Below are 14,054 nucleotides of genomic sequence, written 5' to 3'. Positions count from 1 at the left end.
GGTTATTAGCACAGAGGCGGAAATTCATCCTCTGTGCTGTGTGCTGTTAACCACTTGCGAGTTAATGGTTTAGTGGATTAAGACTGACTATCCGTCGGCGTGGTTAATTTCTCTTGGTTTCTACCCATCTTACGAGAGTAGAACATCAGGATGATCAGGCTGATAATGAAGGTCCCTGCCAATTCGAAGGAGTTGGCACCCATCAGGGCGATAAAGCAGAATACGCAGCCCAGTACGGAAGCGATCAAGCTGAGGATATTTTTCAGGTTTGCACCGTCAAAACGGATCAGGTCGATACAAGAGTAGAAGTACGGCAACATGGTTAGCAGCACGGCAATCCCTGTCAGCTCACCGAACAGATCCGATGCTTTACCGCCGCTGGCGTTCATTACCGTAATCAGCACCATCAATACCGTCATTTTAATCGCGGCTAAGAACAGGCCTTTTCTTGGAATGCCGTCTTTATCCATTTCACCGTAAACTTTCGGGAAGTTGCCGTCATGTGCGGCGCGAGCACCGGCTTGGCCGACCAGCATCATCCATGAGCCTAAAGACGTTAAACAGGCGAATGCGGTAAATGCAGATACCACCGGCCCTGCCCAGCTACCCACCATGGTGGAAGCACTGATCGCAAACGGAGCGCCTGATGCCGCCATCTGCGAGGCTGGGTACATACCGGCAATAACCTGAGTCGCGGCGATATAAACGATACCGGCAAGGAACGTCCCTAACATGGTCGCGATAGGCGCGTTACGTTTTGGATTTTCCACCATACCGGTACTTACCGCGGCAGATTCAACGCCGATAAAGGCCCACAGACATAACAGAATACTTTTAATGACGGCATGATAATCGGTGCCTCCCGAAGTATTCCAGTTCGCCTGATAGGTTCCCATATCAAACCAATACCAACCTGCAACACCGGTACCGATAACGGGAATAAGCACTAACACTAAGCCAATAGTTGTTAAGCGGCTGACCCAAGCGCCGCCTAGCATATTGACGAAGGTAAAGATCCAGACAATGGCAATACAGGCGATTCCCGCTGGGATCGGATTGTTAAACATCGGGAAAAAGGTAGAAAGGTAAGAAACGGCGGTGATGCCGATAGCGAGGTTACCAATCCAGTTAGCATGGTAATAAAGCACCCCAGTCTGGAAACCGAAGGCTGGCCCGATTTCACCCGCGTAGGCGATAGGACCACCTTCCTGTGGGTTTTTTGTTGCGAGTCGGGCATAAACGTAAGCCAATGAAATTGCACCGATCAACGCGACAATCCAACCAATAATTGCGATAGAACCTAAGCTTGCAAGGTTAGCGGGGAGTAATGCGATCCCGCTTCCCATCATATTACCGGCAACAACACCGGTACAGGCAATGAGGCCAATTTTCTTTGCAGATGCCATAAACTGCCACTCCCATAATAATTATTAAGCTCGACCAATAGACGTAATCTTATTGCGTCAATTGCTTAGCAATACTCACCACGAAAATAAGTATAGGTAATAATTCATATTTTGCAGGGGTGTAAATCCTTAAGCGTACTTATTTTTTATTAATAAAATTCAATGCGATATATATCACTAGCATAAGTGTGGAATAATTCAATGTGACTATGGGTAGATAAATAATGTTATTTATCAGTAGGGTGTGAAAATACTCCGTGTAAATGAAAATGATTAATTTATGAAAAACAATAAACTAACTGATGAATGTCAATTTATATAAACTCGTAAATTAACCTTATCAATTAAGCTGATTTAATCTAACTAAAGGTTGGAAATAAATTAAATGGTAATTATTTATTAATATCATTAGGAATATTGTTATAAATAATGAGTTTTGCCCAATATTGAATTGCAGTTGCGAGCGACGCTTTCTCTGATTATCCTATCGACATGACACAACGTTCCCCTATCTCTCGACGAATCCCGATTGCTCAGCAACAGGCCGTTATGCAGTGTTTGCGCAATGCTTTAGCGCAGGCTAACGCACAGCTAAAAACACAATATCCTGAGCCAAAAATCAGCTATCAACAGCGTGGTACCACAGCGGGAACTGCATGGCTGCAAGATTGGGAGATCCGCCTAAATCCTGTGTTGTTACTTGAGAACGGGCAGGAATTCATTGATGAAGTGGTGCCACATGAACTGGCACATCTCTTGGTCTATAAGCAGTTTGGTAAAGTTGCCCCTCATGGCCGTGAATGGCAGTGGATGATGGGACATGTTCTAGGTATTGAACCGCGTCGGACACATAAATTTGGCGTAGAGACAGTGAGTGGAAAAACGTATCCCTATCGCTGCGGCTGCCAGCTCCATCAACTGACCGTGCGTCGTCATAATAAAGTGATGCGTAAAGAGTCGGAATATCGCTGCCGCCAGTGTGGGCAGGTATTAAGCTTTAGCCCCGGCGCAATTTCGGAACATTAAAAATTTCTCAAAGTGTTTAATAAGCACTCAAATCCTCATTTATTAACAATTTATTTCCATCAATGTTTGCGTGGCTAAGGCGGATTGTCTACCCTGCGGCCTTTTCCATATCAATGTTGTTTTTGGAATATGCTTCGCAAAATTTCATACGCGCTGACGTTTTCAGCACTTCTGGCTTTTCCTCTTTTAGGACAGGCGCAAAAAATCAATAATTTTACTCAGGCCAAAGCGGCGGCGGTTAAAGTGAATCAGGATGCCCCTGGCTCCTTCTACTGCGGCTGCCAAATTGAGTGGCAGGGAAAGAAGGGTATCCCCAATCTGGAAAGTTGCGGCTATCAGGCGCGTAAAAATCAGAATCGCGCTTCACGTATTGAGTGGGAACACGTAATGCCTGCGTGGCAGTTTGGCCACCAAATGCAGTGCTGGCAGGATGGTGGACGTAAAAACTGCGCCAAAATACCGCAATATGTGAAGATTGAAACCGATCTGCATAACTTGCAGCCCGCAGTGGGCGAGGTGAACGGCGACCGTAATAACTTCATGTATAGCCAGTGGCGCGGTGGCGAAGGGCAGTATGGGCAATGCCCGATGAAAGTTGATTTCAAAAACAAACAGGCGGAGCCACCGGCTCGTGCCCGTGGAGCCATTGCCAGAACCTATTTCTATATGCGCGATCGTTACAGCATTCGTTTGTCTAAACAGCAAACTCAGCTATTTGACGTCTGGAACCGTCAATATCCGGTCACCGAGTGGGAGTGCACGCGCGATCGGCGGATTGCCAACATGCAGGGCAATCATAATCCTTATGTTCAGCAGGCCTGTGAGGCTTCCAAAGGCTGAGTGTTAGGCGTTTGTCGGTTCTCCCTCCAACCCTTATAATCCCCCCTATATTTTTTACAGCGCCGCACTGCGGCGCTTATCTCATCATTCATAAGGATGATCTACTTCATGCGTATTCCTCGTATTTATCACCCTGAACGCCTTGATGCGCCTTGCGAAATTGATCTTAGCGAAGATGCTGCGAATCACGTTGGGCGAGTTCTGCGCATGAGCGAAGGGCATGAGATCCAGCTATTTGATGGTAGTAACCAGATTTTTACCGCACATATTATTGCGGCCAGCAAGAAGAACGTTCGGGTGAGCGTACAGGCTGGCGTGATAGACGATCGTGAATCACCGCTGCATTTGCATTTAGGGCAGGTGATTTCACGTGGTGAAAAGATGGAATTCACCATACAAAAATCCATTGAGCTGGGTGCCAGTATCATTACTCCGCTGATTTCTGAACGCTGTGGCGTTAAGCTGGATGCTGAACGTATGGCTAAAAAACTGGGGCAATGGCAAAAAATTGCGATTGCGGCCTGCGAGCAGTGTGGGCGGAATGTGATCCCTGAAATTCGCCCAACGATGTTGTTAGAACAGTGGTGCGCCGAAGAGGATGATTCTTTGAAGCTGAATTTGCATCCGCGCGCCAATGCGAGTATCAACACATTACCGCTGCCCGTTGAACGTGTACGTTTGCTGATTGGCCCAGAAGGTGGATTATCCGCCGATGAAATTGCCATGACCGCAGGCTACCAATTTACTGATATTCTGTTGGGACCTCGTGTATTACGCACAGAGACCACCGCGCTGACAGCCATAACCGCACTTCAGGTTCGCTTTGGCGATTTAGGCTAGGAGAAAAGAATGATTAAGCTTGGCATTGTGATGGACCCGATTTCTTCCATCAATATCAAAAAAGACACCAGCTTTGCGATGCTGCTCGAAGCACAGCGCCGTGGCTACGAACTGCACTACATGGAAATGAACGATCTTTACATGTATGTGGGTGAAGGGCGTGCGCGCACTCAATTGCTGAGTGTGAAAGAAGATAAAGCGGGCTGGTATGAGTTCCACGGCGAACAGGATATTGCGCTGTCCGATCTCGACGTCATTTTGATGCGTAAAGATCCTCCGTTTGATACCGAGTTTATTTATGCCACTTATATCCTTGAGCGCGCGGAAGATAAAGGCACCTTGATCGTTAACAAGCCGCAGAGCCTGCGCGACTGTAACGAAAAGCTGTTTACCGCATGGTTTGCCGATTTAACGCCGGATACCTTGGTCACGCGTAAAGCGGAACACATTCGTGAATTCTATGCCAAGCACGGTGACATTATTTTGAAACCGCTCGACGGCATGGGCGGTGCATCGATTTTCCGCGTAAAAGCGGAAGATCCGAATTTGTCTGTGATTATCGAAACGCTGACCGAACACAGCAGCCGTTTCTGCATGGCGCAGAATTTCCTTCCTGCGATCAAAGACGGTGACAAGCGTGTGCTGGTGGTGGACGGCGAGCCGGTTCCTTACTGCTTGGCGCGTATTCCAAAAAGCGGCGAAACCCGTGGCAACTTGGCCGCCGGTGGGCGCGGTGAAGCGCGTCCATTGACCGAAAGTGACTGGGCGATTGCGCGTAAAGTGGCGCCAGTGCTGAAAGAGAAAGGCCTCATCTTTGTTGGCTTGGACATTATTGGCGATCGCCTGACTGAGATTAACGTCACGAGTCCTACCTGTGCGCGTGAGATTGAAGCCGCATTCCCTGATGTGTCTGTGACCGGCATGTTGATGGATTCGATTGAAAAACGTATCGGTAAGAAGTAATTTTTGCCCCCAACCTGCTTGCGCGAGATATGTTTGATCGTGCTTGCAGGTAGGGGTTATCTCCCGTGACATCCAGCCCAAAAATTCGCATACTAAAATTTCAGGATGAAATCACTATACCTCTGCATCTCAAAAGCGACGGGTATATTCACTGATTACACTTTAGTGAACACATAAACAAATACAGCGAGTTGAAGCCACGACGATGAATTTAGCGCATCATTTTCTCATAGCCATGCCTTCTATGCAGGACAGCCGATTCAAGCGTACCGTTATCTATGTGTGCGAGCACAATAAAGACGGTGCGATGGGTTTAGTCATCAATAAACCACTAGAACAGCTCACTCTGGGATCCCTATTGGAAAAGCTAAAAATCACGCCAGAGCCAAGAGACGAGAAAATTCGGTTGGATAAACCGGTCATGTACGGCGGTCCGTTGGCTGAAGATCGTGGTTTTGTGCTGCATACGCCACAGTCAAATTTTGGCTCCAGCGTCGCGATTTCCGCTGAATGCATGATGACAACCTCTCGCGACGTGCTTGAAACGTTAGGGACTCAAGCACAGCCAAAAGATATTTTGGTTTCATTGGGTTATTGCAGCTGGGAGGCAGGACAGTTGGAGCAAGAACTGCTCGATAATGCGTGGCTCACCGTTGAAGCCGATGCGCACATCCTATTCCATACGCCAATTTCAGAACGCTGGGTCAGCGCGGCTAAAAAACTGGGCGTCGATATTCGCAATATGGCCACTTCAGCAGGACACGCGTAATGGGTAACAGAACAATTATCGCTTTCGATTTTGGTACCAAAAGTATCGGTGCTGCGATTGGGCAAGAGATTACAGGTACGGCGCGGCCACTGGCTTCATTTAAGGCAAATGAAGGTTCACCCGACTGGACAAAAATTGAAAAAATTTTAAAGGAGTGGCAGCCCGATCTCGTGGTGGTTGGGCTACCTCTCAATATGGACGGCACCGAACAACCGGTTACCGCTCAGGCGCGAAAGTTTGCTAATCGCATTCATGGTCGTTTTGGTGTGCAAATTGCTCTGCACGATGAACGCTTGAGTACCGTCGAAGCGCGATCGCATCTTTTTGCCGGTGGCGGCTATCGTGCATTGGATAAAGGTAGCGTAGACGCCGCCTCTGCGGTGATTATTCTGGAAAGCTGGTTTGATCAGCAGGCAGGATGAGCTGACTAATAATGATAGCGGCAAGACAGGATGATCATCCTGTCTTCTTCTACCCGGTATATGATCCGGTGTTCTTCATTAATTCTGCGTGACCAATAGCCCGATAGATGATGTTTTAAAGGCTCTGGTTTACCAATCCCTGTGAACGGGGTCCTTTCAATTTCTTTAATCAATTCATTGATACGTTTAATAAAACGTTTGTCATTTTCCTGCCAGAAGACGTAATCGGCCCAAGACTCATCCGTGAAGAATTTATTCATCCAGCACCTTCTGTTCTAGAGCCTTGGCGCTAGCTTGTGCCAATGATTTAAGCAGGTGTTCAGCATTCGCGGGTGAGCGCATTAAATAAGCGGTTTCCATGAGGCTGGAATATTCTTTGCTAGACATCAAAACGCAGTCTTCACCATTTTGACGGGTGATAAGTATGGGCGTGCAGTCCTGAATCGTTTGATCCATGACTGAGGCTAACGTGGCTCGAGCCGCTGAGTAGGTGATGTTGCGCATAAAAATCTCCTGACCGGAAAGTGACAATGTACAACGATATTGTACATTGACCTTAGTGAGCAGGTTAGTGGTTATGGTCATTTTTTATCCTCCCAAGTATTCCTTGTGCGTTTAATCGAGCAATATCCTGCTCAAAACTTAGCATTCCTTGTCGTTGCCCCGTTTGCAGTACGGTAGCTATCTGGTGCGCTTTTTCTTCACGGATTAAGTTACTGACGGCAGGTGTATTGAGCAGAAACTCAAACGCGGCGACTCTTCCTCCGCCCTGTTTGGGCAAAAGCTGCTGTGCCAGCACCGCCCGCAGGCTGCCTGCGATTTGTGTACGTACAAAATTTTTCTCTTCGGCAGGAAAGACATCAATCAGCCGTTCTACCGCTTGCGCGGCACCTCGCGTGTGTAGCGTCGCTAATACGAGATGGCCCGTCTCTGCTGCCGTGAGGGCTAAACGAATGGATTCCGCATCACGTAATTCACCCAGTAAAATGACATCGGGATCCTCTCGCAGCGCGGCGCGTAGCGCTTGGTTAAAGCTGGGAACATGAGCGCCAATTTCACGCTGTTGGATAAGCGATTGCTGCGGGATATGGATAAATTCCAAAGGGTCCTCCAGCGTAATAATGTGCCATGGCTGATGGTGGTTTATATGGTTCAGCATGGCGGCAAGCGTTGTGGATTTTCCGCTGCCGGTTGCACCACAGACCAAAATGAGCCCAGAGCCCGCCTCAAGAAGATTAGGCAGTGCCGTTGGCGCAGATAAATCATGCAGCGTCGGGATCGTGTTTGGAATAATGCGCAGGGCCAGAGAGGGGCCATGTAATTGCTGGAAAGCATTGACTCTGAGCCGGATGCCCCCATGTAGGTTTAAGGCGAAATCTACCTGATGCTGCTGTCGCCATAGCGTATCGGCTTCGGTAGGCAGGTGCATCGCCAGCCAAGAGTCAATCTGGCGGGACGTTAGCGGCTCTGCTTCGACCGTCTGCAATGCGCCGTCGATACGAAGAACGGGTGGATATCCAGTGCAAAGATGCAGATCTGATGCGTTTTGCTTTACACTACGAGCCAATAAATCACAAAAATCCATTTAACCTCCTGAGCCAAAAATTATGAATAGCACTATCCAACAAAATTTAGAGGCCGTCAGGAGCCGTATCAGCGCTGCGGCTCAGGATTGCGGCAGGTCTCCAGAAGAAGTTACGTTACTTGCAGTCAGTAAAACTAAGCCTGTGAGCGCCATCGAAGAAGCGATTGCCGCAGGGCAACGAGCCTTTGGTGAAAACTACGTGCAGGAAGGGGTGAGCAAGATCCAGCATTTTGCACAGACACCCCACGGTTCGGAATTGGAGTGGCACTTCATTGGCCCATTGCAATCTAATAAAAGCCGCTTAGTGGCGGAGCATTTCGATTGGATTCATACCATCGATCGTGTGAAAATTGCTCAGCGTTTGAGTGAACAACGCCCCGCGGAATGTGCGCCGCTGAACGTGCTGATCCAAATTAATATTAGCGATGAAAGCAGCAAATCAGGTATTGAACTGAGCGAGCTTGATGCGTTAGCTGCGCAGGTCGCTGAAATGCCTAATCTTCGTTTGCGTGGCTTGATGGCCATTCCTGCGCCAGAAGAAGATCCTGCGAAGCAAAAAGCAGTGTTTGAGCAAATGGAACAGGCGTTTTTGGCTCTTAAAGCGCAGTATCTGCATATTGATACGTTATCGATGGGGATGACTCATGATATGGCGGCTGCGATTACCGCAGGCAGTACGCTCGTGCGTATCGGTACAGCGATTTTTGGCGCCCGTGATTACGGTACAACTTCATAATAATTATCAGTTAATAGACTGATTATTTTAATTTTCTTACTTACCTTACCATTTAACGGATAAAGGGTTTTTCATGCTAACACTGACTTTCTTGGTCAAAACTGTCATTGACCTTTACGTCATGATTTTATTGCTGCGGATCTGGATGCAATGGGCACGCACTGATTTTTATAATCCGCTGTCGCAGTTTATTGTGAAAGTGACTCAGCCGATTGTGGGACCGCTGCGTCGCGTAATCCCTTCACTGGGGCCGATTGATTCGTCTTCGCTGCTGGTGGCATTTTTGCTGATGACGATTAAATATCCGCTGTTGCTGCTGATCCAAAGCGGAGAGATCTCGCTTAGCCCGTACAACCTGCTATTTGGCCTGATTTCCGTTATCAAATCTGCAGGTTATCTGGTGTTCTGGGTGATTATCATCCGTTCTATCATGAGCTGGATCAGCCAAGGCCGCAGCCCAATGGATTATGTGTTGATGCAGCTGACTGAGCCGTTGATGTCGCCGATACGTCGTTTTCTTCCTGCGATGGGCGGTCTAGATTTTTCAGCCATGGTCGTGATCTTGGTGCTGTACATGCTGAATTATCTCGGCATGGATCTTCTGGGGCAGCTCTGGTTCTTGCTGTGAGTGGAATAAGTACAGACGCAGTAAAGTTTGAGAGTGATGCGCTGGTTTTACGCCTTTATATTCAGCCGAAAGCCAGCCGTGACCAGATTGTTGGGCTGCATGGTGAAGAGTTAAAAGTCGCCATTACCGCACCGCCGGTGGATGGTCAGGCTAATGCTCATCTGCAAAAATTTATCGCCAAACAGTTTCGAGTCGCTAAAAGTCAGGTGGTTATTGAGAAAGGGGAGTTGGGCCGGCATAAGCAGGTTCGCATTAACCAACCTCAACAAATCCCTGATGTGATCTCAGCATTGTGCTCCCCTGAATAATTGTTTTTCTACCGGCAGGCATTAGCCTGCCGGTGCTATATATAGGATTTATCATGCAAAAAGTGGTATTGGCGACGGGAAATGCGGGCAAAGTTCGCGAGTTGGCAAGCTTGCTAGCAGACTTTGGCTTAGACGTTGTGGCACAGACTGAATTGGGTGTGGACTCTGCGGAAGAAACGGGCCTGACATTTATTGAGAACGCGATTCTTAAAGCCCGCCATGCTGCGCAGATCACGGGGTTACCTGCGATTGCCGACGATTCCGGTTTAGCCGTGGATATTTTGGGCGGGGCTCCAGGGATCTATTCCGCACGTTATGCGGGCGAGGATGCTAGCGACCGTCAGAATCTCGAGAAATTGCTGGTGGCGCTGAAAGACGTTCCCGAAGGCCAACGTCAGGCACGATTCCACTGCGTATTAGTTTATTTGCGCCATGCTGAAGATCCTACGCCGCTGGTATGTCACGGCAGTTGGGCGGGTGAAATCAGTTTCGCACCATCAGGCGACGGCGGCTTCGGCTATGACCCTATTTTCAACGTTCCTGAGTTAGGTTGTTCTGCGGCACAGCTCAGCAAAGAGCAGAAAATTGCGGTTTCGCATCGTGGTAAAGCGTTGAAGCTGCTGCTGGAAGCGATGCGCAATGCTTAAGTTGCCTCCGCTTAGCCTCTATATTCATATCCCGTGGTGTGTGCAGAAATGCCCATACTGCGATTTCAATTCTCACGCTCAAAAAGGTGATATTCCTTCAACGGAGTATGTCGACCATTTGTTGGCTGATTTAGATGCTGATGTGGCGCTTACCTCAGGGCGTGAAATCGGCACCATTTTTATTGGTGGTGGAACGCCGAGCCTGCTAAGCGCCGAGGGTATGCAGCGGTTGATGGATGGTGTTCGAGTGCGTTTACCGGTTGCGGCCAATGCAGAAGTGACCATGGAGGCGAATCCCGGCACCGTTGAGGCCGATCGCTTTAGCGCCTATCAGCGAGCCGGTATCAATCGTATTTCGATTGGTGTGCAGAGCTTTAGCGCAGAGAAGTTAACGCGTTTAGGGCGCATCCACGGGCCAGAAGAGGCCAAACGCGCTGCACATTTGGCGCAAGGCTTAGGATTACGCAGCTTTAATCTCGATTTAATGCATGGTTTGCCAGACCAGTCATTGGAAGAGGCGCTTGATGATTTACGTCAGGCGATTGAGCTGAATCCGCCGCATTTGTCGTGGTATCAACTCACTATTGAGCCGAACACGCTGTTTGGTTCGCGTCCGCCGAAATTACCTGATGACGATGCGCTATGGGACATTTTCCAGCGCGGTGATGAACTGCTACGCGCAGCTGGGTATCAGCAATACGAAACTTCGGCCTATGCCAAGCCGGGCTATCAGTGCCAGCATAATTTGAATTACTGGCGCTTTGGTGACTATCTGGGGATTGGTTGTGGAGCGCACGGTAAAGTGACGTTTGAAGACGGCCGTATTTTACGCACGGCGAAAACACGCCATCCACGCGGATATATGCAAGGACGCTATCTCGATAAACAGCATGAAGTAGAGAGCGACGATCGTCCGTTCGAATTCTTTATGAACCGCTTTAGATTGCTCGAGCCTACGCCGCGTGCAGAATTCCAACTGTACACCGGTCTTGGCGAAGAGGTGATTCGTGCCCAGTTAGATGAAGCGCTGGCACAGAATTATATCGTAGAAACCGATGAGTATTGGCAGATTACCGAGCACGGAAAACTGTTTTTGAATTCGTTGCTAGAGCTGTTTTTGTAATTATAGCGGCCTGCTGCTCCCGATTTAGCAGGCCGTATTTATATTATTTAGCGATGAAATTAGGGAGCCATTGTTAATACTAAATTAACGGTACCCTGATAGATCTCTGGCTTGCTTATGGTGCTGCTAGGATCTTGCGAAATAGTCAATTTGCTGGCCACGGGGGAATGACGAGTCGCCATGTGCTGACTGGAGATGAAGTCTGCTTTAGATATAAGCGTATCGGTGGTCGTTACATTATTATCGTCTAGTTTAACTTTCAGTTTCACCTGCTTGCTTGGGTCCTGAGTGGACACCAGTTTAGGTTCGTCAAGCAGCTTAACTTTAACTCCTTGAGCTACATCGTTGCTGGAAATGATTGCGGGTTGAACCACAGTGCCAAACTTATTGGTTGACGGGATAAAGTCCATCGTCAATGCAGTAGGTAATATCGTGCCATTATGATTCGTGACAACCAATGATGGAGCAACGTTTACGTTAATTGTAATATTGCTCTGTAATGCTTGAGCGGAGCTGGCAACGGAAAGTATCGAGATGATGAAAATTATATAGAATGGGTATTTTTCATTCATGGTTAGCTCCGGATTTGATTCAAAGATACAGGTGTTGTGCCCGCGGGTAAATTAATTAACTGGGGAGGGGTATCATCATAGCTATATTCAACCCGAATAAGATGTGTCGATAATTCAGGTGGGAGTGGAAGTGCTTCATTTGGATATATTCTTTTGTTGATAGGCTGCCAAGAACACACGGAGGTGCACTGTGCTACCCGTAAAATATTCAAATGAATATTTCCCGCGTTAAATAATTGTCGCCCATTGTGGTTCAATCCCAATTTCGCATCTGTTTGCGTAGGTATAATCCTCACGAGCGCACCCCATATGAAATTAATATTTACCTGTGTTTTATCCGGCAATTCTCCCTGCGTTTCAGAAGGCGCAGGAATGGATTCAAAATAAACCCGCCATGTTTCCTCTTGTTCAGAAGGATTTAGCCTCATAAGCCTGACTTTATAGTGGGTGTTAGCAGGTAAAATAAATTTTGGGGGCGAAACAATCAAACCGCGTTCATCAGCAGTCACACTTTCTTCTCGTTCTTCTGGCGTGGCTGGATGCACAATTCGTTTTACAGTGACCCGTATATATTGCGTTTTGTTCTCCTTAGAGCTGACCTGAAGCGATGTGTCTTCAGTACCGCCATTCATATTCATGACCATCGGGTAGACAGATATATTCGCGTAGCAGCTATTAGGTATAAAGCTAACTAACAGGAGATAAAATATGACTTTAAGATAAATAATTGTATCTCCGCTATTAATAGACCTTTCACTAGATAAGTGTATTTTAAAATTTATTAGATATTGATACACAATAGCCTCTCAAAATTTCACTTTCATGATGGATCCATAATTATTTTGTATATAAAGATTTCCCTGTTAATTAATGATAGTTGATGTTTTTTTGACGATCATCTGAATAGACTATTTTTTTTCATGCTCAGTGGTCGATAGTAAATTGATGTGGTTGCCTTACCCTTATTATAGGTATGGATAAAAGATGAAAATAATTAAGTTAACGTCAGTCTGCGAGGTGTTTCGTAATGGCTTTAACTGAATTGAGGGAAGGGCAGTATTGGAATTATCGTAACTAAGTTCCCTCCCCCGAAAGGGAGGGATGGGGGATGATATCAGCGCTGGCGCAAGCCTAAATCAATGGTCGTTTTACTTGGCTCCCCGCCGATTTCACGGGTAAGCTTCGGTACCATATAGCCTGAGACTTTCGTCATCAGTTCACGCATGATCAGCCGTGCTTCATCATCTGGCACCATAAAATGCGCCGCGCCTTGTACTCGATCGAGGACATGCAGGTAATAAGGCATAATTCCCGCATCAAACAGTGCATTGCTGAGCTTAGCCAATGTATCTGCGTTATCATTCACCCCGCGCAGTAAAACGCCTTGGTTGAGAAGCGTGACGTTGGCGCGTTTGAGGCGTGTCATGGCATCACAAAGCTCTGGGTCAATTTCATTGGCATGGTTAATGTGAGTCACCAGTAGAATCTGCAAGCGTGACTGAGAAAAACGTTGGGTCAGCGCTTCGGTGATTCGGGCAGGGATAACCACCGGCAAGCGGCTATGGATGCGTAGCCGTTTAATATGCGGAATAGTTTCTATCTCGTCGAGCAACCATGCCAGTTCGTGATCTTTCGCCATCAACGGATCGCCGCCGGAGAAAATGATTTCATCCAGTTCCGGCTGTTGGCGAATATAATCTAGGGCGTGACGCCAGTTGGCTTTGTTTCCCTGATTTTCCTGATAGGGAAAGTGACGGCGGAAGCAATAACGACAGTTAACCGCACAGCCGCCTTTGACCAACAGCAGCGCTCGGTTAATATATTTATGCAGCAGTCCTGGCACGGCGATGGCGTCGTCTTGTTCTTCCAACGGATCGGTTGAATAGCCCGGCGTGGCGATAAATTCGCTGGCGGACGTCATGACCTGAAGGAGGAGCGGATCGTTCGGGTCGCCCTTTTTCATGCGCCGAGCGAAGGCGTAAGGAACGCGCAGGGCGAAAAGACGCCGCGCATCGTGGCCTTTTTGCCATTCAGGGCTGTCAGAAAGTGCTAAATATTCAAGCAATTCTGCCGGTTCAGTAATAACATCGGCAAGTTGTTGCAGCCAATCTTCTCTAGACTGCGTATTTTGAGTTACAATATGTGCCATTTTTTTGGCTAAGCTACCAGTTATAAATAATTCAGAGGGC

General features: G+C 47.7%; 18 protein-coding genes. 11 read left to right on the top strand and 7 right to left on the bottom strand.

The window, feature by feature from the left end; genetic code table 11:
- Positions 1-77: 77 nt before the first annotated feature.
- Positions 78-1,406 carry a cadaverine/lysine antiporter gene (gene cadB / locus DSM2777_RS23345; RefSeq protein WP_061555264.1) on the bottom strand — a complete coding sequence of 443 codons (1,329 nt, stop codon included), beginning with the start codon at positions 1,404-1,406 and terminating at the stop codon, positions 78-80.
- A gap of 492 nt (positions 1,407-1,898) precedes the next feature.
- Here cadB and DSM2777_RS23340 point away from each other — a divergent pair, with 492 nt between their 5' ends.
- The 6 genes from DSM2777_RS23340 (at position 1,899) to ruvX (ending at position 6,266) form a co-directional block, all read left to right on the top strand.
- Positions 1,899-2,432: a SprT family zinc-dependent metalloprotease gene (locus tag DSM2777_RS23340; RefSeq protein WP_061555263.1), complete on the top strand. Its 534-nt coding sequence runs from the start codon at positions 1,899-1,901 to the stop codon at positions 2,430-2,432.
- A gap of 129 nt (positions 2,433-2,561) precedes the next feature.
- Positions 2,562-3,272 carry a deoxyribonuclease I gene (gene endA / locus DSM2777_RS23335; RefSeq protein WP_061555262.1) on the top strand — a complete coding sequence of 237 codons (711 nt, stop codon included), beginning with the start codon at positions 2,562-2,564 and terminating at the stop codon, positions 3,270-3,272.
- 108 nt (positions 3,273-3,380) lie between these two features.
- Positions 3,381-4,112: a 16S rRNA (uracil(1498)-N(3))-methyltransferase gene (rsmE, locus tag DSM2777_RS23330; RefSeq protein ID WP_061555261.1), complete on the top strand. Its 732-nt coding sequence runs from the start codon at positions 3,381-3,383 to the stop codon at positions 4,110-4,112.
- Between the two features lie 9 nt (positions 4,113-4,121).
- Positions 4,122-5,075, top strand: coding sequence for a glutathione synthase (gene gshB, locus DSM2777_RS23325; protein ID WP_061555260.1), 954 nt, complete (start codon positions 4,122-4,124; stop codon positions 5,073-5,075).
- Positions 5,076-5,280: 205 nt separating this feature from the next.
- On the top strand, positions 5,281-5,844 hold the full coding sequence (locus DSM2777_RS23320) for a YqgE/AlgH family protein (protein WP_061555259.1): 564 nt from the start codon (positions 5,281-5,283) through the stop codon (positions 5,842-5,844).
- Positions 5,844-6,266 (top strand): Holliday junction resolvase RuvX, encoded by a 423-nt coding sequence (gene ruvX / locus DSM2777_RS23315; protein WP_046458214.1) that lies wholly within the window; start codon positions 5,844-5,846, stop codon positions 6,264-6,266. Before DSM2777_RS23320 ends, ruvX begins: the two co-directional genes overlap by 1 nt.
- 5 nt (positions 6,267-6,271) lie before the next feature.
- On the opposite strand, the gene DSM2777_RS23310 is transcribed toward ruvX, so the two are convergent.
- The 3 genes from DSM2777_RS23310 to DSM2777_RS23300 form a co-directional block, all read right to left on the bottom strand.
- Complete coding sequence (locus tag DSM2777_RS23310; protein WP_046458213.1) at positions 6,272-6,526, bottom strand: Txe/YoeB family addiction module toxin; 255 nt, start codon at positions 6,524-6,526, stop codon at positions 6,272-6,274.
- Positions 6,519-6,770, bottom strand: a complete 252-nt coding sequence (locus DSM2777_RS23305; protein WP_061555258.1) for a type II toxin-antitoxin system Phd/YefM family antitoxin — start codon at positions 6,768-6,770, stop codon at positions 6,519-6,521. Before DSM2777_RS23305 ends, DSM2777_RS23310 begins: the two co-directional genes overlap by 8 nt.
- A gap of 64 nt (positions 6,771-6,834) precedes the next feature.
- Positions 6,835-7,851: a type IV pilus twitching motility protein PilT gene (locus DSM2777_RS23300; protein WP_061555257.1), complete on the bottom strand. Its 1,017-nt coding sequence runs from the start codon at positions 7,849-7,851 to the stop codon at positions 6,835-6,837.
- Between the two features lie 22 nt (positions 7,852-7,873).
- Here DSM2777_RS23300 and DSM2777_RS23295 point away from each other — a divergent pair, with 22 nt between their 5' ends.
- From DSM2777_RS23295 to hemW, 5 genes are all read left to right on the top strand, one after another.
- Entirely contained in the window at positions 7,874-8,587 is a 714-nt protein-coding gene (locus DSM2777_RS23295; protein ID WP_061555256.1) for a YggS family pyridoxal phosphate-dependent enzyme, read from the top strand.
- A gap of 73 nt (positions 8,588-8,660) precedes the next feature.
- The gene (locus tag DSM2777_RS23290; RefSeq protein WP_025798710.1) at positions 8,661-9,215 is read left to right on the top strand and encodes a YggT family protein; all 555 of its coding nucleotides are present in this window, start codon (positions 8,661-8,663) and stop codon (positions 9,213-9,215) included.
- A 5-nt stretch (positions 9,216-9,220) separates the two neighbouring features.
- On the top strand, positions 9,221-9,523 hold the full coding sequence (gene yggU, locus DSM2777_RS23285) for a DUF167 family protein YggU (RefSeq protein ID WP_046458209.1): 303 nt from the start codon (positions 9,221-9,223) through the stop codon (positions 9,521-9,523).
- A gap of 53 nt (positions 9,524-9,576) precedes the next feature.
- The gene (gene rdgB / locus DSM2777_RS23280; RefSeq protein ID WP_061555255.1) at positions 9,577-10,170 is read left to right on the top strand and encodes an RdgB/HAM1 family non-canonical purine NTP pyrophosphatase; all 594 of its coding nucleotides are present in this window, start codon (positions 9,577-9,579) and stop codon (positions 10,168-10,170) included.
- Positions 10,163-11,293 carry a radical SAM family heme chaperone HemW gene (gene hemW / locus DSM2777_RS23275; RefSeq protein WP_061555254.1) on the top strand — a complete coding sequence of 377 codons (1,131 nt, stop codon included), beginning with the start codon at positions 10,163-10,165 and terminating at the stop codon, positions 11,291-11,293. Before rdgB ends, hemW begins: the two co-directional genes overlap by 8 nt.
- A 59-nt stretch (positions 11,294-11,352) precedes the next feature.
- On the opposite strand, the gene DSM2777_RS23270 is transcribed toward hemW, so the two are convergent.
- The 3 genes from DSM2777_RS23270 to epmB form a co-directional block, all read right to left on the bottom strand.
- A complete protein-coding gene (locus DSM2777_RS23270; protein WP_061555253.1) occupies positions 11,353-11,865 on the bottom strand; it encodes a CS1 type fimbrial major subunit in 513 nt (170 codons plus the stop codon).
- A gap of 2 nt (positions 11,866-11,867) precedes the next feature.
- The gene (locus DSM2777_RS23265) at positions 11,868-12,497 is read right to left on the bottom strand and encodes a fimbria/pilus periplasmic chaperone (RefSeq protein ID WP_211271125.1); all 630 of its coding nucleotides are present in this window, start codon (positions 12,495-12,497) and stop codon (positions 11,868-11,870) included.
- 482 nt (positions 12,498-12,979) lie between these two features.
- Positions 12,980-14,014: an EF-P beta-lysylation protein EpmB gene (gene epmB / locus DSM2777_RS23260; RefSeq protein WP_046458205.1), complete on the bottom strand. Its 1,035-nt coding sequence runs from the start codon at positions 14,012-14,014 to the stop codon at positions 12,980-12,982.
- Positions 14,015-14,054: the final 40 nt, after the last annotated feature.

The organism is Obesumbacterium proteus, assembly GCF_001586165.1.
In the GTDB taxonomy this organism is placed as follows: Bacteria; Pseudomonadota; Gammaproteobacteria; order Enterobacterales; family Enterobacteriaceae; genus Hafnia; species Hafnia protea.
This window is presented reverse-complemented; position numbering and strand designations above follow the sequence as displayed.